Here is a 23,015-nt window from a genome sequence, read left to right on the forward strand (position 1 = left end):
CCCAATTACAGAATCATAATGCACGTCTTGGCCGCCTTCTGGGACTATATAAGACCATTCCGAAAGAATTCCCATGCCATCAACCGAATAAGGTCAGCGGCCATCCCTAATCTATAAAAGTAGGGTTTTTCAACACTCCCCTTCGTCTGGGGTTTTGCCCTACTACTACTGCGTCAGGAAAGGGTTCCTGACGCCGCGAAGTAAGTGTCGAAACCCCCGACCAAGGGGTACGGGACAGGCGCAAGGGTTTGGACCTGCCGGGCTATAAGGGTCACAGAGATATTGACAACCGCCCGGAGAGTCGCTAATGTTAGGGTTATGTCTATGCAGCCACCAAACATCAACAGCGGTGATTACCTTTCCGCCAACGCCATAAAAAGACTGGCGCTGGAGCTGGGGGCCGATACGGTCGGTATTGCCAGGGCCGGTATAGTGCCGGATAAAGGCAAATATCTTGCCTGGCTGAAGGCCGGATATGCCGGAGAAATGACCTATCTGCACAATCATCAGGAAGAGCGATTCGATCCGCGCATATTACATCCAAAGGCTCGCTCCATTATTGTTATTGGAGCCAATTATTGCCCGACGGCAGAGGAGTTGGCTCGGCGAGAAAAGCCGTTCTATGTTGCATGGTATGCCTGGGGAGAGGATTATCACGATATCCTGCGGCGCAATCTCGAGAAGCTGCGGGCCAGACTGAGGCTTATGCATGCCGGGCTGCGTGGGCGAATCTGTGTCGATACCGCCCCTTTCATGGACAAATACTGGGCGCAACAGGCGGGTCTGGGATGGCAGGGAAAGCATACCAACCTTGTCTCGCGGCAGTTCGGGAGCTGGCTTGTTCTGGGAAGCCTGATAATCGACCACGAAGTTGACCGCTATGACCTTCCGGAAAGCGATCACTGCGGAAATTGTTCTGCCTGTATCAGGGCCTGCCCAACCGGAGCCATTGTTGCCCCTTATCAACTTGATGCCACGCGCTGTATCAGCTACTGGACCATTGAGTCTAAGGCGGAGAAATTTCCCGATGAGATCAAACGGAATCTTAACAACCGGGTTTTTGGCTGCGATATCTGCCTTTCGGTCTGCCCTTTCAACCGTTTTCGGAAACCGCATCAGAATGCCGCTTTCAAGCGCCGTTCCGAAATTTCCCTGATTGAAAGCGGCCGGGCGGCCGATCTTTATGAGACAGAATTTAATCGTCTTTTCAAAGGGAGCCCGACCACACGGCCGGGAATAATAGGAATTCAACGAAATCTCCGGGAAGCATCAATTTAAGTCTTGCCACCGACTCTTATATCGGTCAAATGCAACTAATGAGTGCGAGGCACCAGCGCCGGATCGAGTTCTTTGGCGCGGCGGTCGAAATTGTCGGCCGCTGCTTTGCACTGAACATCTCCGGACTTGGAGTAGATACTATTGTACATATCGCGCAGAAAAAGCTGCATCTGCAGATTATCGGGGTAGTCCTGAACCATCTGTGAAAGGAGCCGGTTGAATTTTTCCTCTTCACGATTAGCGCCATAGGCAATTACCAGACTCGTAAGACTGCTCAGGTTATCGGGATAACGGTTATGGAACTTTTCCTGATAAAACAAGGCTGAGTCACTCTGTTTATTATAGTAAAACAGGGTTGCCTTCTCATAATCGGTAAGAGCTACGTTTGCGTCCGGCATCCGATAGAGGGTGACGGTAAAATCGCGCACGGCAAACCGCCGGATAGCGATCGCCTTCTCCAGCACCGGATAATCTACAACCGCCTTTTTCCAGTTGCTTTCGTCGGTTATGACATGAGTGATGGGGTATTTCTCAAACAGCTCTTTTTCCACATCGACGGAGCCAAAAAAGTAAATCACCCCTTTGAGATTATTATCAATGGTCATGGCCGGGGCATAAGTGCCGGTTAAAACGGCCCGGCTGTCAATCAACTGGCTTATCTCCCGGTTGCATTTCTCGAGGTTGTCTTGCGGCAGGGCCAGCCCCTGATAAAAGTATGCCCCCTGCTCTATAAAAAGTCCGACCGAAAGCAATGAGACAAGAACGGTCAGAGTACGCACCGGCAGAAGCCTAATGCGGTTTTTGAGACAGAAATAAACGGCGCCGGTAAATAAAAGTGACAGTACCATAGTGAGAGGCATTGCCCTCCGTGCCGAATCAACCTCCTTCAAATATGGAACGGTGAGAAGAAATATCTGGGTCAGGATAAACCAGGTCGAGAGAAAGACAACGCCCAGGGTCAACCATCGATAGTGCAGATTCAATTCAATCTTTTTTTCGAAAAGGAGATTAATACCATACCCGGTAATGGCCGATATCGGCAGAAAGAGAAAAACAGCATAGCGCAGTGCCTGATAAGTGAACGGCATGAGACCGAAAACGCCGACGACAAGCCAGCCAAGAGAGAATAAGACCGGCAGGAATTCTTTTCGGTACGGTTTCTCGAAAGGTAAAGTCAGCATCAACAGAATCAGACCCGCAAAGGCCAGAAGCCCGGGGAAGATCGCGAGTTCGAAGAAACCAAAATTGCCGCCGAAAATAATCAAATTTTCGACAAAATGCACCGGGGAGGTGAAGCCTATCGGGATGCCATGGAGACCTATTGTCTGTTCGGCATAGTATTTGGCCATGACGGTAATATTCCCGCCGTAGAATAACAGCAGGCAGAAAATGAAACCGATAAGAGATCCCGCAAGAGTAATCAGCACCGGTTTCACAACCAGGCTCCGATATCTGTACCATAAAGTCAGAACAATCGGGCCCAGCAGGAACAGGCCGAAGAGTTTTCCGTTCAGGGCGGCCGTCATCACCAGAAATCCAACCAGAAGTTGCCCCCATGCCTTTCCATGAAAGCGCATGAAGACAAAGAAAATCAGACCGGAAAGAAATATCAGGCCGTTTTCCAGAAAGGGAAGGCGGCTGTGGAAAAAGAGAATGGCGTTCAAAAGGAGCATTAGAATGGTAAAAACTATCTCGCGGTTGTTTCGCAGACGGAAAGAGCCAAGGGCGAAGAGAGCCAATCCACCCAGATTTAGAAGAATGGCGGCAAAGTTGGCCGTGATGCGTGATACCCCCATTATCAGGAAAACCAGATAGGCTGTGCCGGACATAAGAGAATTTCTGAAAACATCCCAGCGATGGTAATCAAACGGGTCCCAATTCCCAAAAAGAGCCGCATTGCGCGCGTAGAAAGTCATATGATAAGGGTCGGTAAGGTCAGCCTGAGAAAATCCGGCAAAGAAGAATGGCGGGTCGATATCGAGCCGGAAAAAATGGAGAATCACCAGAAATAGAATAACCGCCAGAGCTGTATATCTGGCGATTCGAAAGACTTTATCCCTTAGTCTCTTACTTCTGACCATAGTTTATTATAAACTAATTGGGGTTATGAAGCAACCGATGCTGCCGGATAGTAGCAATCTATCGGCCATTTGAAATTTCTGTTATTCTGCTCTATTTATCGTGTTCTCGTCACCAGAGCCGGATTGAGTTCTATCGCCCGGGCGCCGCTTTGCTCCGAGTAATATTTATAGGTTTGATCTCGGGACATTTTGAACAACTGGGAATAACCGTCCTTGCAGAGAAGGTATCCCCGAAAGTCATCGGGAAATCTCCGGGGAATCTCCTGCATCAGTTTGAGAAGCGAATCGTCCTGCTTCAAAGCGCCGTAACAATAGGCCAGACCCCAGAGAGCATAAAGATTATTGGGGTATTTCTCACAGAAACGGCCGGCGTACTTGAGGGCCGAATCGGCTTGCGCGCGTTCCGCCCACATACTGCCGATCTCAATATCGGTCATCGGGATCTCTTTATCGGCAAGGCGATAGATATTGACATCCAGGTCCCTGATTTTCATGCGCGTAATCAGCATCGCCTTATCCAGCCCCGGATAATCTTCGACCGCCCGCGCCCAATTTCCCGGGTCGCTGAAAACATGTGTAATGGGAAATCGCTGGAAGAGATCCTTTTCGACATTGGCCAACCCGAACACATAGATTACCCCCTTGAGCCTGTTATCTATGGACAGGGCCGGGGCAAAAGGACCGGTTATCACGGCATTGGAATCGATCAACTCGCTGACATCACGGTTGGCAATCTTGAGAAATTTCCCGGAATCAGCCAGACCCCGGTAAATATAGGAACCCTGTTCGTAGATAAGCAGGAAAAACAGGATGCCTATGATAGCCCGCAGGGAGCCGTGCGGCAGATATCGTCTCTTTTTCCGCAGGTCCAGAAATATTGCTGTCGTAAAAAGAGCGGCGGGGAAAAAGGTGAAAGGGAAGATTCTTTCGGCCGCGAAAAATTCCTGAGTATAGGGTACGAACATCACATATATCTGGGTAAGAGTGTGCCAGGTGGCCATGAGAATGAACCCCAGAGTCAACCAGCGGAGATGCAGGCCGAACTCTTTCTTTTTCTCAAAGAGAAGATTCAGGGCATATCCGGAAATCGCCGCCGCCGGTAAAAAGAGCGGCAGAGTGTACCTGATGGGGCGATAGTTGAACGGTGCAAATACTAGAACTCCGCACACCAGCCAGGAGACGGCAAAGACGATCGGCATGTATTCCCGGCGGGGCTGTTCGCCGAGAGGCAGGGTAAGCAAGGTCAGCACCAGACTCAAATAAAGAATCAGCGGCGGCAGCAGAGACAGCTCGAATAGGCCCATCTCGGAACCGAATGTAATTATACTGCGGATAAAAGCCAGAGGCGAGGCGAATCCGGCCGGGGCGCCATAAATTCCGACGGCCTGCTCCGAGTAGTAGCTCATCATAGTCGGAAGACTGCCGCCGTAGAAAATGAGAATATACAGAAAGACCCCGGCGGCGCATCCCCCCAGTATCCAGAGCAGTCGCGCCACGGCCTTGAGACGGTATCGGTAAAGAAGGGTCAGAAAAAGCGGCCCGAGGAGTATTAATCCGAACAATTTGCCGGCCAGCGCCGCCAGCCCGACCATGAATCCGGTCATCAGCAACCCCCATACTCTGTCATGATATCTCATGAAAATAAAAAAGGTCAGCCCGACCAGAAAGATCAGCCCGTTTTCCAGAAAAGGGAGCCGTCCATAGAAAAAGAAAAGGTTATTTATCAGAAGCAGAAGAAGGGTGATGAGTATTTCACGATGGCTGCGAATCTTATAGAATCCAAGAATGAAAAAAAGAACCCCGCCCAGATTCAGAAGCAGGGCCGAGACATTGGCGGTCACCCGCGAAACGCCAAAAAGCAGGAATACCAGATAAGAGAATCCCGAGACCAGAGAGTTGCGGAAAACATCCCAGCGATGATAGTCAAACAGATTCCAATCGCCGAAAAGAACCGCATTGCGGGCGGCATAGGTGTACTGGTATGGATCGGTCAGGTCGGCCCCGGAATAGCCATAATAGAATGTCGGCGGGTCCGAATCCAGGCTGACAAAGCGAAGGAGAATCAGCAGCGCAATCAGACCCAGGACAATGTACCTGGTTTTGGGGAGATATTCTTCAAGAATATTCGACGCTTTGGGCATAATGGATTATAAAGAATCGACGGCTAATAATCAAGAATAACTAATGCCTTCCCGCCCGGCATTTATTCCTGAGAAGTGATGAGATAGAGCGAAGTCTCCATGACTGGAGTAACCTCAAGCTCGCTCTTATTCGGCAAATCGCGCAGAAACGATTCCTTGATGAATAGTGCTCTCGGAAAAGCCGTGTAAGGAACATTTCTTATAAAGAGATATTCTTTCTTAAAAATGGGATTATCGATCATCCTGTTTTCCATCATGCCGCGCCAGGCTTCGTTGCGGCTGCGAGGACGATTGTTCAAGATCAGATTGGCATCAATTGTAGTCTCAATCAGGTCGGGTCTCTGGGACATGACATAGTCCATATCGCTTTTTGTGTCAACGGCGCCGGGCGCAAAAGTTCCATAGTGCGCAATATGCGGCGTGCTCAGACCCAGCATGTCGAGAGTATTGAAATCAGTATAGTACGGCAAAGCGCCGGCCAGAGTCGCGGCCAGCCGTGTAGTTGGCGGAAAAGTATTTCGCACCCAGGCGATATATTCCGAGGGGGGATCGTGCCGGAGCAGTCTCGATGGATCCATCATTTTCGAAATTAGACCCTCCTCTCTCAATTCCGCGCCGATTGGGTCCGGATCGAAAACAACTTTGCGATTGAGAAAGAATAACGCCAGAACCACAGCGATTATAACCGGCCAGATCCGTTCTTTGCAGAGAGAGACCAGAACCATTGCGAAGATAACCGCCATGAACGGGAAAAGGTGCAACAAGTGACGATAGTACGGAAAAGCATACCAGTTGTCGCCGCCGGTCTTGAGAATGAAAAGCAGATATACAAAAACTGCCGCAATCCATGAAATAACAATGGCGGGAAGGTTTCGATGACGGAAATATCGCCAGCCCACAAATACCACCGACAATAGCGGTAACCAATACCCCCATTTGGTGAAAGCATCACGAAGATAAACCCAGCCGAGAGCGACATGCCCCCAGGTTCCCGCCGCCTTGGCATAGTAGGTATTGGGGAGCGGGTATCCGAAATAGAGCCATCGCCAGATTGTTATGGCTATCAAGAACAGGGCTATTGTTGACAATTTCAGCAGCACTATCCGAAAACCCGGCGCGTGCCCACGAGCACTCAGCAATAAACCAAGATAAACAATTCCCACTATGATAATTCCCTCGGGACGGGTGAGAAGCAGTAAAATCGCTGCAATCAGATCAGAATAATTGGATAGGTGTCCATATTTGAGACTCAAGCCGATGAAAAGCAGCAGGAGCAGAGCATAAGGACAGACTTCCATTCCCGAGACCGAATACCATGCCATCGGGAAATAGAGCGAAACAAGCACGGCGGAGATCACACCGATTCTCCCCCAATTCCATTGGGGGAGGAAATCACGAGCGAAATGCTTGAAGTTGTAGATGACCAGGAATATCGCAATCATAGAAAGCCAGCCCAGCGCTTTCGAAAGTGTCAGAACCGAGATTCCCATTTTTGCACCTAAGCCGAGAATGAGCACCCAGAGCATGGTTGTGTATCCCTCTACCGGCGTCTCGCCGGGGTTCCATGCGCCCAATCCATACCCTTGCGCCAGATGCTCGGCATAGCGGAAACTGATGAAGGCATCCTCAATCGTGCTGTGGTAGAAGAATGCTCCAAAAACAATGGCAACCAACCCCAGACCAATTGAAATATATGTCGACCTCGATCTTAATGGCATAGCTTAAAGGTAATAAAGCTCTCGCCTTATGTCAATGAATAATAACAAGTTATCTAACCGAGGATTTAATTGGGCTGCTGCTTAAGGCCCTGGCCCTTGACTTTCCCATAAAGAAGCTCTTGACAACACCTCTAAACACTATTAATTGTGGGCAGGCAGAGACGATAATCATCATAGGCGCGACTAAACTGACTGACTATTGATTTGGCAACTGTAGCTTATGACAACCCTTACAGAGGAGGTCATATATTGCCATTCTGATACAGCGATTCGTCGGTGAAACAGAAATCTATTTAATCCACCAAGGGGAATTGCTAAAGCTGTTTTACCCATATTGAATTCGTTTTATAGATTATCTTAAGAGTAAAGGGCTATTTATGAGATCTAGATTATTAAGCTACGGCACGTTATTGCTGGGGCTGACTATATCCCTGCTAATTGCATGCAGTAATTCCGATGACTGTCCCACCTGCCCCAAAAAACCGCCTCAAACGCAAGAACACCTCTTCTATGTTACCTCGGGTGATGGTCTGGTGAAGATTTTCTCGGCGGAAGACAAAGCCTTCATTGATTCGCTGGTACTAACACCCAATGGGGTCATCGAGGATGTTATCGGTGGGAATAAAATGCTGGCCATATGGAGAAGCGATGGATCTCGCATTTTCGAACTGCAAACACAGAAGGACATCTATACATTTCCCAATGCGTGCGGGATCCATGTTTCACCCGACGGGCAATATATTGCTCTGGAGTACAGATGGTCTGATCCCTACTCGACGCTTCTGGAGATACGCCGCTTCGATGACTTAAACCTTCTCTTTACCGACACCTTTGTGATAGAATCGAAATTCAGCAATGATTCACGCTTCATTACCTATCTGCACAATTTTCAGAAGCCCAAAACCAATGTCGAATTAGTGGTTTATGACATTAAAAATGATTCTATCGTGGAGCAGCGGCGCAAATATACCCCCGCGGAGCAGATTTACATGTTTTTCCCTACCGTCATGCCGTCAGAGAAGAAGGTCTTTTTCTTCGGAGGCACTTGGGCAACGTGGAAATTTATAGGAGTGACCGATTTCGGAAGTGATTCGGTCCGGATTCTTGCATACTTGGGTGATTATAATGCGCAACTTGAGCTCAGTCCGGATGACCGGCGTCTTTATTACACCACCGCCCCCGGCTGGGATGATCCCCCGAGCATGCAAGTATATGCTCTTGATGCAAAAGAGGAACTGCCGCTGGCGCAAATATCGACTTCTGCTTTCGGCCATCAGCCGTGGGAGATTGCGATTTCGCCGGACGGCAAATTTATCCTCACGGGAAGCGCCTTCGACCAATATGATAACAAAGTTGGATTGATCGATGCGGTCAAGATGACGGCTGTCGGCGCTTATGATTTTGGTTCGTCCAATGGCTCGCCCATATACCCGAGTGTGGTAACGGCAGCAAAATTTCGGAAATAAGGAAGCCGTTCTCCGAAGAAGAACACTCAAGATTCATCTCTAATAGCCCTCTATAAAAACAAAGGGCGGGTAAACCCCGCCCTTGTTCATTTATATGATTTATTAATCAATGAATGATATTCAATAATCTTTCCCAACGGACACGTTGCGGGAAATGAACCGCATTATACAGAAAAGATCTCGGCACCGACAGCGGGTCGGTAATCGAAACATGCGGCGAACCTTCATCGGGCTGCCACGACCAATGAATGAACATCGCCTCCCCCATAATCAATTTCTTGTGCACCGGCCCCCAGAAACGGGAATCATAAGAATTATCGCGGTTATCCCCCATCATGAAGTAGCAATCCTGCGGCACCACATAGGGGCCCCAATTATCGCGGCTGTTCCCATCCGCTTCCGCCCGCGAGCGGATCGTCGGATCGGTGAACTTGGCATGCGCCGGATTCGGGAAAACTTTCCCGTTGACATAAAGCACTTTCTCCTTCACTTCCACCGTATCCCCCGCCACGGCAACGCACCGCTTGATATAGTTGGTCACGCCATCACCGGGCCATTTGAATATCACGACATCGCCCTGCTTTGGTTCGCGAATATCGGGCAGGCGCCAGTCGACCAGCGGAATTCTCGCCCCATAAAGGAATTTATTGGCAATCAGAAAATCGCCCACCAGAAGAGTATCCTCCATAGAGGAAGAGGGAATTTTATAGGCCTCGACAATTGAGGTTTTGATAATGACCGCCAGAACGATGGCAATCAGAAGCGATTTTACATTTTCCCAGACAAAATCAAAAAAATCTCCCTCTTTTTTGACCGGGGCTTTAGCCTTGACCGACACTCTTTTCATCTCCATACGGATTTCCCAAATCTATAAGCTTGCACAATTTTTCTAACGGGTGATGTCATTAAAAGTTACAAATATCACAAGGAGCAGAAGGAAGGCGATGCCGACCTGCTGGATTACCAGACGGGTTTTCAGGGATATTGGCGATCCTTTTACTTTTTCGGCCAGAAGGAAAATCAGGTGACCGCCATCCAGGAGCGGAATGGGAAGGATATTCAGGACCGCCAGGTTAACCGAAAGAAGTGCCAGGAATTCCAGCAGGATATCGAATCCGGCCCGGGCCGTGGCTCCGGCAATCTGCCCGATCAGGATTGGCCCGCCGATTTCCGAGGGGGTCACCTGACGGGTTATCAATCCGCCGACAAATTCAATCACTTTTTCCACATAGAATATCGATTGATTGACCCCGGCCCCGATTGCCGAAATAAATCCCAGCCGTTCAAAAACAGGCTTATTGCCGACTCCAATCTTGCCGACTGCAACCGAGTCTCCCTCTGATGTCACCGCGAAGTCCTTATAGGTCACGATCGTATCGGTCCGGACGATCCCATCGCGCTCCAGGGTGATAACCACCGGCTGTTCCACTCTCTTATATATTTCGCCCGCCATATCCTGGAATGTTTTGACCTCAATGCCTTCCACCGATAGAATCAGGTCGCCGGATTGGATGCCTGCTTTTTCAGCCGGACTCCCGGCGCCGACAGAACCGATATAGACGCGGTCTACCTCTTTTCCTCTGACCAGATAGAGGCCGGTCAAGACCAGAACCGCCAGGATGAAATTCATCAAAGGGCCTGCGAAAATGACCAGCGCCCGTTTCCAGACCGGTTTAGACATGAATTCCCATGGTGCGCCGCTGGCTTCCTCGCCCGGCTGTTCTCCGGCCATCTTAACATATCCCCCCAGAGGAATAGCTCCGATAGCATACTCGGTGTCGCCCCATTTCCGCGAAATCAGCTTGGGCGGAAAACCAAGCGAGAATTTTTCCACTCTGATCCCGGCCTTTTTGGCCACCAGGAAATGTCCCAGCTCGTGGAAAAAAACCAGGACCCCTAAAACAAAGATTGTCGCCAGTATAGTTAATATCATATCATCCTATAATCTCTCCGGCAATCTGCCGACCCCAGCGATCGGCCTCAACAATATCCTCATAATTCGGATTTCTGATTACCTTATGTTTCTCCACCGCATTTATAATTACATCGGGTATAATACGGAATTTAATAGTCTCTTTCAAGAAGGCATCGACAGCAATTTCATTAGCGGCATTGAACACGGCCGGAGATGTACCGCCATTCCGCGCAACCTCATAAGCCAATTGAAGTAAGGGGAACTTGCCAAAATCCGGACGGGCAAAGGTGAGGGAGCCGATATCGCGCATATCAATATGGCCGATGTCGGAACTGACCCGTTCCGGGTAGAACAGGGCATAATTTATTGGCAGCCGCATATCCGGTTTGGACAGTTGCGCCACAATTGAGGAATCGACAAATTCCACCATCGAATGAATTATCGATTGCGGGTGAATTACCACCTCGATCTTATCGGCCGGAACATTAAAGAGATGCATTGCCTCGATAATTTCCAGCCCTTTGTTCATCATCGTGGCCGAATCAATCGTGATCTTGGGCCCCATTTTCCATACCGGGTGATTTAAGGCCTGTTCCTTCGAGATCTTATCGAAATCGGCAAGCGGCGTATCGCGTAACGGTCCACCCGAACCGGTCAGGATAATCTTCTTGATTTCATTCTTCTTCCCTGCTGCCAGCGCCTGCCAAATCGCCGAATGTTCGGAGTCGACCGGAATAAGCTCTCCCCCGGTTTGAGCCAGAAGCTTGTTAATCAATTCTCCCCCGATAACCATTGATTCCTTATTGGCCAGGGCCAATCGTTTTCCCCCTTTGACCACATTAAGCGAGGCCCGAAGTCCAGCCGCCCCGACAATTGCATTGAGGAAAATGTCGGCCTCGGAAATAGCGGTCAGTCGGTCAATTCCATCATGAAAATCAAGGAGTTCGGCAGTCCGTGATTGAGGCAGGGTTTTGAATTTCTCATAGGCTCTATTATCTGTCAAAGCGACATATTTCGGTCGGAATTTCTCAATCTGGGAGCAGAGGAGCTCCACATTGGAGTGGGCGCAGAGCCCCAGCAACTCAATCCGGCTGCTGTTTTGAGCGACCACATCGAGCGCCGACCGGCCAATGGAGCCGGTTGAACCGAGAATGACCAAACGCCTAATCATTACAGATATAAACGGGAACCGAGGGATTCGGTTCCCGTCCAAAATTATATAGAATCCAAAGCCGGTTTACTTGGCCGGGCTCTTGGGAGCAACATCCTTAAGAATGGTCATCTTTCTTATGACCATATCCTGCACCGGTTTCTCTCCGGCAACCTTGGTGCTTCCTATTTTATGCAGGACATCATATCCTTCCATCAGATGCCCGAAAATAGTATATTTTCCGTCCAGAAACGGCGTCGGCGCCAGACAGATGAAGAACTGGCAGGAAGCCGAGTTGGGATCGGCCGACCGGGCCATGGAAAGAGTTCCCTCCAGATGTTTCACGGCGGAGAATTCGGCCGGAAGATTATAGCCGGCATCGCCGGATCCGTTACCCTTGGGATCACCACCTTGAATCATAAAGCCATCGATAACCCGGTGGAATGTCAGACCGTCATAGAATTTCTTGCGGATCAGCGACAACATGCTGTCGACATGAATCGGCGCGACATCGCGGAAAAGCTCCAAATTCATCACGCCGAGATCGGTCTGAATGGCGATTTCCGGATTATCGGCTTTTCTCTTCTCGTATTTTTTCATATCAACCTTTTTTGTATCATCGGCCTTCTTGGTTTCGACCGCCTTATTGGCTTTAGTACTTTCAACCTTGCCGCCCTCTGCAAAGGCGCCGGTCACGGCAAAGAGGAAAAAGACCGCCAGTGACAAATGGAATAATTTCTTCATACGCTCCTCATAATGGATTAATAATACTTTTAGTTTTTCAATATATCTTTCCTTTATACCACTGTCAAAGGCTAACTATCCTTTCTTTCTGTAATATTTTTTCAGAAAAGGTTTGACATCCGCGGCGGAATATGGCATAGTTGGGCGGAGAAAATGAAGACCTCTCTTTGCAGATGGTATTCGTTTACCTCTAAACAATACTAGTAAAAGCCCCGAAATAACCGGGGCTTTTTAATATCTCTGCGAGGCATAGAGGGTGACTGAATGCCTGACGCTATCCTAACACGGGGCAGAACCGTACGCCTTCGGCTGGGGTTTGCCCTGCCACAGCTTTCATGGAAAATGGTCAAGACTCAAATTTCTTCTTTAGAGTCTGATATACTTCAATTTGCACTGATCTTGGAGCACGCCTGACACGCGCCAAGAGATTTATCGCTGATTCACTGGCTGTTTGAATGTTGGACTTGGCCTGATTACAGGCTGAACAAAGGACTCTCAGATTGTCATCATTATCGGTCCCGCCTTGACTCTGCGGAATAACATGGTCTATATGCAAACGCACTCTGCGCCCCGGATAGAGAGGATCGGGGTCACCACCCGCCGCCCCACAAAGCTGACATGAATAGCCATTCCTCTCAAGTATTTCATTGCGCTTCTGGGCCTGGACTGCACTGCCAAATGCAGGAATTCGCCCCAACGTTTCCAAGATATATTGACCCGGCTTCAATCCTGGGTCATCCATATGGGATTTTATTTGCATTCCTTCAAGTTCGCGCAATTCTCTTATCCGCCTTGCATATTCGCTGATTTTGCCAACCTTCCTCACTTGTTGGGTTGTTACGATCTTACCGACATTTTTCTCGAAAAATTCCCGGATACGGTCTCTAGCACTCATAAGACCCTCATGTTTTCTGCAGAAAAGCGTACAATTTCTTATAAACCTTTTGGCTATTATTGATTTCGCATTGCCATATAGTCAAAACCTTCCACCCATTACTTCGCAATTGTCGACGAAATTTCTTGTCACGTATAATGTTGCTATCAATTTTTGAATTCCAGAATTTTCTATTTGTCAGCGGTCTAGCACTTCTCTTGCAGGCCCCATGCCCATGCCAAAAACAGCCATTTACAAAAATAATCTTTCTATATTTGTTTAGGACAATATCTGGACATCCCGGGAGTTCTTTATCGTGGAGACTATAACGATAACCCATGCGGTGAACAATGCTTCTAATTTTTTTCTCAGGAACTGTATCACGGCCTTTTATGGAAGCCATGATTTTGCTGCGCTTCAGTTGCGTAAAAACATCTGGCATTGCAAACTACTTTCGCATCTCAAATAGCGCATAGACACAGTCCGCTATGCGAGCCGCAAGCATTGGGGGCACTGCATTGCCTATCTGTTTGGCAATCTCGATCTTTGTCCCTATAAAAACAAAGGAATCGGGGAATGACTGCAATCTTGCTGCTTCTCTATGCGTAATTGGTCTATGTGCACTTGGATGAAGATAACGTCCCTTTTCGGGTTTAAAGAATTCGGTCCTAATGGTGAATGCAGGCCTGTCCCACCAGAGCCTTCCAAAAAGATCAGTACCACCCTTCTCTTTGCGAATCCAGCAAGCAGGGGTCAATTCCGGCGCACGACTTTGAAGGTCAAAGCGATTCATTCCTTCTTTTGGTATTGCGCGATAGCGTTTCAAGCTCATTGCTGTCGGCATTCGGCCAAAATGAAGATTCATGGGCGGCAAAACGTTTCTTACAGCTGTACCACAAGGTGAAGGCAGATCGCCGATTGCATCCCTGACCACGCGCCACGATCGCGCATCGGGGACATATTCTGATTGATTATCGAATAGAATATTTGAATCCCCATTTGCGGGATTCCAGTGCGTTTTTTTTGGCGGGAAAACGGAATTTGGATCGGCAAATCGGCACCCTATTATAAACGCCCGCCACCGTGTCTGGCTTACACCATAATTGGCAGCACAGAGTTTCGCATCGGCAATTTGGAAACCAAGCTCATTTGCGGTCGCGACTATATGGAAATACTCATGCGATCCAAGCAGTTGCGGCACGTTTTCCATTACAAATATCTGGGCACCCGCTCTTTTTACTACTTCGAAAAACGGAACCCATAATCTCTTTCTCGGGTCATCTAACCGGTTCTTGTTGAGAAGGCTAAAACCTTGGCACGGCGGCCCCCCTATTACCAAATCGGCAGGAGGTATCTCTATGCTCTTATCTTTCAATATATTAACTATATTACCAACTGAACAATGATTACCAAAATTCGCATTATAAGAAGCGGCTGCATAGGGATTAAAATCATTTGCCCAAACGGGTTGGAATGAATGACCAAAAGCCCCGCCGAATCCAAGGGTCAGTCCACCAGCACCTGAGAAGAGATCAATAAGGGTAGTTTCCTTCTTTTTGCGCGGCAGTTTCTGATTAATTCGGGCATAATAGACAGCGGTTTCGTCAGTCAAGCACAACCCAGTCCGCGCACTCTCTTCCTGTTCATTTTGCAATTTTGTGGATACGGGCTTCATAATATTCAATTCAACTCGTCTTTAATATCCTACTTTAATCATTTATAGTATATCAAGAATAGGAATAAGTAAATCACAAATTTGTCTACGCATGAAGAAGAATTTGCCGGAATGGCAATTCTTCAAAATCTCCGTTTCACAATTCTTCTCCATAAATTCAGCGAACAACTCGATCTATTTGCTTCGCCTCCAAGGGCGAATGCCTAAGGAAACTTATCCAGCTTGCTTGGCCCTAAAAAACGCATACATGGCATCATAGACCATAAACTGCTTCTCGATATTGATCTTATCATCCGGATAGATCAGCGAAAAGCCGCGGGCGATCGCCTCGAGGCCGGGCGCATACGGGTTGGAGGGCAATTGGTCGGTGTCGGCGGCATTGACCACCTCGGCCAGTTTCAACAGAGCCGGGTCTTTGAGATTATATTTATTGATAATCGAAACAAAACTGCAGTGCCCCTCTCTGTGCCCCAATTCCACCCCCTTAACATCGAACGGTATAGCCCCTTCTTTCCGCACTATCTCGGGCACCAGCTCATTGGCGGCAAAAATAAACTCGGCCTGGGAATCGACAAAGCGCTTGATCAGCCAGGGGCAGGCGACTCGATCGACATGAACATGTGAGCGGGTAATCCATTTCATAACTTATCCTCCTATGAAAAAAATGTCGGGCTCATCCTCACAGATACCGTTTCCGGTATCCGCCCTTACACCGAGTTTGAACCCGACAAGAAAATTTTCCTGTTATCCGATATTAGGCGTTTTACAATCCTTTACTTACCTTTTCCTGATAGACGGGGGTGGCAATATTGACTTTCATGGTCTGTCCCTCTTTGATAGTCACCTGGTCCTTATGAAGCACCGCGCCCAGAATTCCTCCCGCCAGGCCGCCGACCACGGCTCCTTTGACGGCATCTTTGGCTTTTCCTCCGGTTACGGCCCCGAGCACGCCGCCGGCCGCCGCGCCAACAGCGGCATCACGGGCGATACTGGTTCCCTGGTCGCCGGGGCGAAGGACACCCGAACCATCCTTGGTGATAACTGACCCCTGAAGAGGGATTGGCTGCTCGCCGGGAAGCAGGAGACTCGTGAATTCCAGTTTGATAGAAGCTTTCTCACCCTTGGCTTTGCCGTCATTAATCTCGGCAATTTTCCCCTCCAGCATGGTTCCATCGGGAAGATCAACCGTCTGCCCCTCGGCCGCCGGACCTTTTACCAGCGCACGGAATTTCTCGCCAACTCTGCTGACACCGGTTGAAAGGGCCGTCAAGAGCGAAATTTCCAGTCCGGTATTCTCCGCCAATATTAAAGTTTTCACAACCTTCGGCTCGGCCGGCTTGGGTGTTTCGGTCACTTTCGGCTTGGGCTTGGCTTCTTCCTTAGGCGCCGGTTTCTGTGCTATTTCCTCTTTCTTAGCCGGCGGCGTGGCCTGGGCCGTAGCGGTCGTATCCAAGAGCGACTGATTGCCGACATCGGCCGGCAGTGTTCCCTGCTCTTCCGATGTCTGCTCGGTTTTTTCCTTATCCGAGCTGCATCCGGCCGGCATCAGATTGAACATGAAAAGCAGGGCCAGAATCCCGCCCAACAAAAGAACACTTCTTAAGGCTTTTGAATTGAAAATTCCCATCACTTTGTCTCCTTGTGCTTTGATATTCTATAATTACTCGTCATAAGCTGGCTAATAATTGACAAGAATTCAACAAAAATATTATTGTCAGGGTTCCGAGACAGTCCTTGTTTCCATGACTATTCCGGCGCAAGAAACCGGCCCCTGCTTCCGTGGTAGCGGGAATCCTTTCCAATTACCACATAATTCCTCTCAGGCAAACCGGCAAATTTCGAAAATCACCCGGCACAACGCCACTTTTTAGCGCGCCTGGGAAGAGGTCTGGCGCGGCCTGGATATCGATTGGGGTTATGTCTTCAGCGGCAAGCGAAAAACAAAGTAATAAAAGAATGTTGTAAGATTTTCTCCGTCCAGGTCCCCAAAGAGATCATGAGAATGGCATAACTCAAGGATTTGTAACCGAAAGATGTTCGCAAGAATTCGTGAGTTCAGCGTCTGGGTATTTGGAAATTGGACAATGTATCTTTATAAAGTGATTGACAAACACTCATATTTTGGAGTTCTTTGCGCTTGTGCAGGTGGATAATCACTTGCAGAAAAGGATTAATGGATTTTTCAATGTATGATGATACTATTGCCTGTGAAGTAGCAAAAAAATATGACCAGAAGCCGTTGACTGATTTCACCAGCGTTACGACCGAGACAAAACTGGAGGAGCTCAATCTAAACTGGCGAGAAAGAGACCTGCCTGAAAAAGCACGTACAAAGCACGTGCATCGCCTTCATCCATATCTGGGCAAATTCATCCCGCAACTGGTCGAAATATTTTTAAGGAAATTTAGACCTCAGTTTTTATATGACCCTTTTTGTGGTTCAGGAACAGCCCTCGTGGAGGCTAATGTTTTGGGCATAGATTCAATCGGCACAGATATATCGGCTTTCAACGTCTTGCTTTCAAAAGTCAAAATGCAGAATTATGATTTAAAATTGCTTGAAAAAGAATGCCATCAGATTCTGGCCAGGCTTCATATTTTCAAAAGAGATTATTATGTAGACAGCAAGGTGAATCAGATTTTTAAGGTCAATAATGAATTTCTTCAGACATGGTTTTCCGACAAATCTCGAAGAGAATTGCTCTGTTATCTTTACTTGATTAAGGACTATACTTATCAGGACTTGCTGAAAATCGTGCTATGCCGTTCTGCACGATCTGCTCGGTTAGTGACACACTTTGATCTGGATTTTCCCAAGAAACCGCAGACTGAACCATATTTTTGTTTAAAGCACAGCCGTAATTGTCAACCAGTCAATGAAGCATACAAATTTCTGTCAAGATACACCATTGATACTTTGGCGCGTATGAAGGCTTTTGCGAAGATTCGTACAAGCGCGACTACTGAAATTATCCACGGGGATTCCAGAGAAGTGAAACTACCCAAGGGTATTGATATGGTATTTACGTCGCCTCCCTATGTCGGTTTAATAGATTATCATGAGCAGCATAGGTATGCCTATGAACTATTGGGGTTAGAGAACAACGAAAAGAGGGAAATCGGCGCAGCAAAAGGGGGGCAATCTGAAGATGCTAGAAAAAAATATATCGGGGGAATTAACGCGGTGCTTGCGCATACCAGAGATTATATGTCAAGAAATGCGATAATGGTAATCATCGTTAATGATAAATACGCTTTATATCAGCCAGAGGCTGTTGGTTTTAAATCTATTGGACGCGTAGAGCGTCATGTTAATCGCAGAACGGGTCGACGCAATGGGGCATTCTATGAGAGCATATTAATCTGGCAGAAATCATGATTTCGGAAGCAGTAGGACATCAGATCAAGGGCTACTTGGAGGGATTTATCCAAGGTATGGTAGATGAAGCAAAAATGAGTAAATTCAATCCCAAGGATTTAAGACCGACTCGTTCAATGTCATCTGTCGGTGATCTGAAGCCATTTCATGAATCACTTCTGCCTGACGGGATGCTGCGAATAACAGAATTTGAACGGTCGTTTTCAACAAAGCTTGGTACTTCTTTTGAGGAATGCTCGCGTCTAATTGCCCAAAGCATTCATAAGAGGGCAGAAAGACAACATCGCGTGAAAGGGTCGATAAGCGAGGCCGCCATAAAACGGATCGAACAAATCGCCAGTTCAATTGGGAATGGTGGCATAAAATCTGGATATCTTGACTTCGTAGAGGAAATAATCAAATTGAGCGGCCGTGAACCCAGTAGTCCGCGCGAGTGCATTGTTGATCTCTTTATTGAGACTAATGCCGGGGTGAAATTATTTTTTGAAATAAAGAGCCCAAAACCTAATAAGGGGCAGTGCGTGGAGGCTACCTCAAGATTGCTACAGATTCATGCACTAACATATCAATTCTATCCCAAGGTAAAGACGTATTATGCAACTGCATATAATCCTTATGGACTAGCCAAAGAAACCTATAAGCACAGCTTTGCCCTGAATTATATGGACATAAAGGAAGAAGTTCTAATTGGCTCGGAATTCTGGGATTTAGTGGGCGGCAAGGGGACTTATGACGAGATCCTGGCTATTTACCAGAAAGTGGGCAAAGAAAAAGGGCCTGACATGCTCGATCAGTTGGCCCTTGGGTATTAACACCGATTATCTCATACTCGAGTGGCGCAGGTGCTCTGCGCGATTGACAGGAGAATACTGGCACATTCGCCCACGAGGGCGGGCTCGCGCCCGATGACAGTTCGCCTTGCGGCCTTCCATAATCCTCCAAAACTCCTTGATTTTCCACTTCGTTTGTGTTATTTATTCTTTCTAAAATGGCCGGCCTGTTATAACCGGCTAAGGAATATATAAGACCTGGGGCAGTAGCTCAGCTGGGAGAGCATCACGTTCGCAACGTGAGGGTCGGCGGTTCGAATCCGCTCTGCTCCATTAAAATTTTGACGGATATATTGAAGGTGTGCTAGACGGGGAGGTAGCGGCGCCCTGTAGCCCGGAATCCGCTATACCGGGGTCGAATTCCCACCGGCGGACTTGACCATCTTATGCGCGGAAAAGGCAGACGGTGTTGAGAGTCGGGTCCTGTACAATGCCGGCCCACTGAACCCCGCCAGGACCGGAAGGTAGCAACGGTAAGTGAATGTCTGTATGTGTTGCGGGTTAGCCTGATTGGAGCCGGTTGCTTCGGAAACCTTAAGATGAGCAGCCAACGGTGGGTGCACACCCAAATGAAAGGGTAACATGTCATACCAGGTGCTGGCTCGCAAATATCGGCCGCAGCAATTTGACCAAGTTGTTGCACAGGAGCATGTTACCAGAACGCTCAAGAATGCCCTGATATCCGGAAGGCTTTCCTCGGGGTATCTTTTCACTGGCCCCCGCGGCACCGGCAAAACCACCACCGCCCGCATCCTGGCCAAAGCCCTGAACTGCATTGAAGGCCCGACTCCCACTCCGTGCGATAAGTGCCCCTCCTGCCACGAAATCATCTCCGGCTCGTCGCTTGATGTGCTTGAGATCGATGCTGCTTCGAACACCGGTGTCGATGATATTCGCACTCTGCGCGAAAATGTCCGCTATATGCCGACCGCCGGTAAGAAAAGAATCTATATTATCGATGAGGTGCACCGGTTGTCCGGTTCGGCTTTTGATGCACTCTTGAAAACGCTCGAGGAGCCGCCGGCGCATGTCGTTTTCATTTTTGCCACGACCGAGCCGTTTAAAGTCCCCGAGACAATCCGCTCGCGCACCCAGAGGTATGATTTTCATCGGGTCAGCGCCGCCAACTTAAGCGCGCATTTGAAAGAAATCGCCAAGACAGAAAAGATTGATATCGATGACGAGGCGCTTTTCATGATTGCCCGCAAGGCCGATGGGTCGGTGCGCGACTCGCTCTCGCTTCTCGATCAGCTTTCGGCTTACACCGCCGAGCAGATTACCGCGCAGAATGTCACCGAGGCGCTCGGACTGGTGGATAGACAATTTTATTTCCGTTATATCGATATTGTCGCCGCCAAGGATAGTTCCGGCGCGCTGGGCATAGTCAAAGAACTGGTCGATTCCGGAATTGAAATCGGCGAATTTTGCACCGGCCTGGTGGAGCATCTGCGCACCCTTTTGATTCTTCAGCACAGCAGTGAACCGGAACGAATTCTGGAGCTTTCCGAATCGGAAATGGAGAGTTACCGCAAGCAGGTTGATTATTTTTCTGCCGGCGACCTCTTACGGATGATCAAAATTGTCAACGATATGATGCTCGACCTGAAAAGCGGGCTGGAGCCGAGACTTCTTCTGGAGACCAATACGCTTAAGATTGCTTCCATGGAATCGACCGTACTTTTCGAGGATATTATCGCCCAGCTATCCGGCCCGGAGGCGGCTCCGGCACAGGAATTTGATTCCGACCTGTTCGGCCTTCCCAAGCAGCGGCGTATATTCGAACCGGCGCCTCATGAGAGTGAGACTGGTACAAGATTGCCGCGCGATATAAAGCCCGAAGCGGCACCCGAACGCCCCTTGCCAATCGATGAAACCGGAGCCACACCGGTGCGGGCTATCAATCTGCCGATGGTGCAGACCAACTGGTCACACTTTACCGATCATCTCAAGGCACAGAATCCGATGCTCTCGGCGCTCCTGGCCATGGCCGAAATTCGGGAGGTCAAGGAAAATATGATTACCGCCGTTTTCCACAACGCCGGAGGAACCTCCAAGCAAGTTGTGGAGAAACCCGATTACCTGGGAGTCATCACCTCCAGCCTGAAAGATTATTTCAAAACCAATCTGAAAATAAGATTTGAAATTGATATTAACAAAGCCGCCGCGCCACCGCCGAAATCGGCGCCGCCGCCCGAAAAACTCGACACCGCCAAAATATTGGCCGAGGATGAGAGACTACGAAACCTGGTGCAGCGCTTCGATGGCGAGATAGTCGGCAAGAGAAAAGCAGAAGAGTGATTCAATAAGGAGTTAATAATATGGGTAAAGGTGGACTGGGCGACATGATGAAACAGTTCCAGAAGATGCAGGTCAGGATGGAGGAAATTCAGAAGGAACTGGAACAACTGACGGTGGAGGGTACCGCCGGCGGCGGGATGGTGAAAGTGGTCGCCAACGGCAAACAGGATATCATGGAGGTGAAAATCGACCCCGAGGTGGTTAATCCTGATGATATCGACATGCTGCAGGATTTGATTGTCGCCGCGGTCAACCAGGCCCGCCAAAAAGCCCAGGAACTGCAGGCGGATAAGATGTCGGAACTGACCGGCGGTCTGAACCTGCCGGGGATGAATCTTCCCTTTTAGAAAATTATGTTCAAATCATCAGAAACGGTCGAGAAATTAATCACCAACCTGGCGCGTCTCCCCGGTATCGGGCGCAAGACGGCCGGACGACTGGCCTTTCATCTTCTAAAAGTCCCCAGAGAGGAAGCGCTCGAATTGGCCGAGGCGATCCGTGAGGTCAAAGAAAGAGTCGGCTTCTGCTCGATCTGCAATAATATTTCCGAATCCGATCCCTGTTATATTTGCCGCGACCCCGAACGCAAGGCCGAGATAATCTGTGTTGTGGAAGAGGCGGTTGATCTGGCCGCGCTGGATAAGGCTGAGGGGTATCAGGGGCTGTACCATGTTCTGGGGGGAAGGATATCGCCGCTCGATGGGATCGGCCCCGATGATTTGAAAATAAAGGAGCTTCTCGTCCGTATCGGCGAACAGACCAGAGAAATCATTATCGCCACCAATCCCAATGTCGAGGGTGAAGCGACCGCAGTCTATCTGGCCAAACTTCTCAAACCGCTTGGTTTGAAAATAACCAGAATAGCCCGCGGCCTGCCGGTGGGAAGCGACCTTGAGTATGCCGATGGAATGACACTCTCGCGAGCGCTTGAGGGACGGCAGGAGATTTAGCCTTTTTGCACCATGCCGCAAGCAAAAATCACCCATAATCAGGCATCAATCCGCACATCGCGCAGTTTGCTGTTGCTTTCGCTGTTGATTTTGTCCCTCGTTGTACCGATCTTCGGCGAGAAAATAATCCGGGTCAACTGGGGCGTAAATCAACTCGCCTATCTCCCCTCTGGATTGCACTACCTCTGGATTCTACTGGCTGCGGCTCTGATTGGACTTATTATATCAAGTTCGGGCAGACAGTACCTTAGCGATCTGCTGATAAAATATCTTTGGGGCGACAAGAAGCGCTGGGGGAGGATTATTATTCCCGTGGCTCTAGTGCTTCTTTTTCTGGTTTTTCGTTTTCAGGCGCATCTTTACGGCAATGGTTATATAAGGGTCGGCAATCTGGCCCAGAAAACAAAACCGATCTTCCGCTGGTTCGAATATGGCAGCACCCTCATACCATATCTTCTCTACTATATCATACAATTGGTCGGTGTGGTCAAAGAAAGCGCCGCTTTCTGGAGTTAT

General features: G+C 48.8%; 20 protein-coding genes, 1 tRNA gene and 1 other RNA gene. 10 read left to right on the forward strand and 12 right to left on the reverse strand.

The window, feature by feature from the left end:
• Positions 1–324: 324 nt before the first annotated feature.
• Positions 325–1,278 carry a tRNA epoxyqueuosine(34) reductase QueG gene (gene queG, locus NT002_12495; GenBank protein ID MCX6830079.1) on the forward strand — a complete coding sequence of 318 codons (954 nt, stop codon included), beginning with the start codon at positions 325–327 and terminating at the stop codon, positions 1,276–1,278.
• A gap of 35 nt (positions 1,279–1,313) precedes the next feature.
• Here the strand turns inward: queG and NT002_12500 are convergent, their stop codons facing one another.
• The 3 genes from NT002_12500 to NT002_12510 form a co-directional block, all read right to left on the reverse strand.
• The gene (locus tag NT002_12500) at positions 1,314–3,359 is read right to left on the reverse strand and encodes a hypothetical protein (GenBank protein ID MCX6830080.1); all 2,046 of its coding nucleotides are present in this window, start codon (positions 3,357–3,359) and stop codon (positions 1,314–1,316) included.
• 95 nt (positions 3,360–3,454) lie between these two features.
• Positions 3,455–5,500 (reverse strand): hypothetical protein, encoded by a 2,046-nt coding sequence (locus NT002_12505; GenBank protein MCX6830081.1) that lies wholly within the window; start codon positions 5,498–5,500, stop codon positions 3,455–3,457.
• A 62-nt stretch (positions 5,501–5,562) separates the two neighbouring features.
• Positions 5,563–7,218, reverse strand: coding sequence for a hypothetical protein (locus tag NT002_12510; protein ID MCX6830082.1), 1,656 nt, complete (start codon positions 7,216–7,218; stop codon positions 5,563–5,565).
• 377 nt (positions 7,219–7,595) lie between these two features.
• On the opposite strand from NT002_12510, the gene NT002_12515 reads away from it, so the two are divergent.
• Positions 7,596–8,684: a hypothetical protein gene (locus tag NT002_12515; GenBank protein ID MCX6830083.1), complete on the forward strand. Its 1,089-nt coding sequence runs from the start codon at positions 7,596–7,598 to the stop codon at positions 8,682–8,684.
• A 106-nt stretch (positions 8,685–8,790) separates the two neighbouring features.
• Here the strand turns inward: NT002_12515 and lepB are convergent, their stop codons facing one another.
• The 9 genes from lepB to NT002_12560 all read right to left on the reverse strand — a co-directional run bounded on the left by lepB (position 8,791) and on the right by NT002_12560 (position 16,669).
• Positions 8,791–9,537, reverse strand: a complete 747-nt coding sequence (gene lepB / locus NT002_12520; GenBank protein ID MCX6830084.1) for a signal peptidase I — start codon at positions 9,535–9,537, stop codon at positions 8,791–8,793.
• A gap of 36 nt (positions 9,538–9,573) precedes the next feature.
• On the reverse strand, positions 9,574–10,617 hold the full coding sequence (gene rseP, locus NT002_12525; GenBank protein ID MCX6830085.1) for an RIP metalloprotease RseP: 1,044 nt from the start codon (positions 10,615–10,617) through the stop codon (positions 9,574–9,576).
• A gap of 1 nt (position 10,618) precedes the next feature.
• The gene (locus NT002_12530; protein ID MCX6830086.1) at positions 10,619–11,770 is read right to left on the reverse strand and encodes a 1-deoxy-D-xylulose-5-phosphate reductoisomerase; all 1,152 of its coding nucleotides are present in this window, start codon (positions 11,768–11,770) and stop codon (positions 10,619–10,621) included.
• A 66-nt stretch (positions 11,771–11,836) separates the two neighbouring features.
• Positions 11,837–12,493 (reverse strand): peptidylprolyl isomerase, encoded by a 657-nt coding sequence (locus NT002_12535; GenBank protein ID MCX6830087.1) that lies wholly within the window; start codon positions 12,491–12,493, stop codon positions 11,837–11,839.
• A 346-nt stretch (positions 12,494–12,839) separates the two neighbouring features.
• Positions 12,840–13,388: an HNH endonuclease gene (locus tag NT002_12540; GenBank protein ID MCX6830088.1), complete on the reverse strand. Its 549-nt coding sequence runs from the start codon at positions 13,386–13,388 to the stop codon at positions 12,840–12,842.
• Between the two features lie 7 nt (positions 13,389–13,395).
• Positions 13,396–13,809, reverse strand: coding sequence for a very short patch repair endonuclease (locus NT002_12545; GenBank protein MCX6830089.1), 414 nt, complete (start codon positions 13,807–13,809; stop codon positions 13,396–13,398).
• Positions 13,810–13,815: 6 nt separating this feature from the next.
• Complete coding sequence (locus NT002_12550) at positions 13,816–15,042, reverse strand: DNA cytosine methyltransferase (protein MCX6830090.1); 1,227 nt, start codon at positions 15,040–15,042, stop codon at positions 13,816–13,818.
• 213 nt (positions 15,043–15,255) lie between these two features.
• Positions 15,256–15,684 carry a chromate resistance protein gene (locus NT002_12555; protein ID MCX6830091.1) on the reverse strand — a complete coding sequence of 143 codons (429 nt, stop codon included), beginning with the start codon at positions 15,682–15,684 and terminating at the stop codon, positions 15,256–15,258.
• Between the two features lie 121 nt (positions 15,685–15,805).
• Positions 15,806–16,669: a hypothetical protein gene (locus tag NT002_12560; protein ID MCX6830092.1), complete on the reverse strand. Its 864-nt coding sequence runs from the start codon at positions 16,667–16,669 to the stop codon at positions 15,806–15,808.
• A gap of 546 nt (positions 16,670–17,215) precedes the next feature.
• Here NT002_12560 and NT002_12565 point away from each other — a divergent pair.
• The 8 genes from NT002_12565 to NT002_12600 form a co-directional block, all read left to right on the forward strand.
• Entirely contained in the window at positions 17,216–18,421 is a 1,206-nt protein-coding gene (locus tag NT002_12565; protein MCX6830093.1) for a class I SAM-dependent methyltransferase, read from the forward strand.
• Complete coding sequence (locus NT002_12570) at positions 18,418–19,233, forward strand: TdeIII family type II restriction endonuclease (GenBank protein ID MCX6830094.1); 816 nt, start codon at positions 18,418–18,420, stop codon at positions 19,231–19,233. The genes NT002_12565 and NT002_12570 overlap by 4 nt, the downstream gene beginning before the upstream one ends.
• Before the next feature lie 218 nt (positions 19,234–19,451).
• Positions 19,452–19,524 (forward strand) — tRNA-Ala (locus tag NT002_12575).
• A 26-nt stretch (positions 19,525–19,550) separates the two neighbouring features.
• Positions 19,551–19,816: signal recognition particle sRNA large type (gene ffs / locus NT002_12580), an RNA gene on the forward strand.
• 17 nt (positions 19,817–19,833) lie between these two features.
• Positions 19,834–21,549 (forward strand): DNA polymerase III subunit gamma/tau, encoded by a 1,716-nt coding sequence (gene dnaX, locus NT002_12585; GenBank protein MCX6830095.1) that lies wholly within the window; start codon positions 19,834–19,836, stop codon positions 21,547–21,549.
• Positions 21,550–21,569: 20 nt separating this feature from the next.
• Positions 21,570–21,896, forward strand: a complete 327-nt coding sequence (locus NT002_12590) for a YbaB/EbfC family nucleoid-associated protein (protein MCX6830096.1) — start codon at positions 21,570–21,572, stop codon at positions 21,894–21,896.
• Positions 21,897–21,902: 6 nt separating this feature from the next.
• Positions 21,903–22,499: a recombination mediator RecR gene (gene recR, locus NT002_12595; protein MCX6830097.1), complete on the forward strand. Its 597-nt coding sequence runs from the start codon at positions 21,903–21,905 to the stop codon at positions 22,497–22,499.
• A gap of 12 nt (positions 22,500–22,511) precedes the next feature.
• A partial coding sequence (locus tag NT002_12600; GenBank protein ID MCX6830098.1) for a hypothetical protein occupies positions 22,512–23,015 on the forward strand: 504 nt, incomplete at its 3' end.

This window comes from Candidatus Zixiibacteriota bacterium (genome assembly GCA_026397505.1).
Lineage (GTDB): Bacteria > Zixibacteria > MSB-5A5 > GN15 > PGXB01 > JAPLUR01.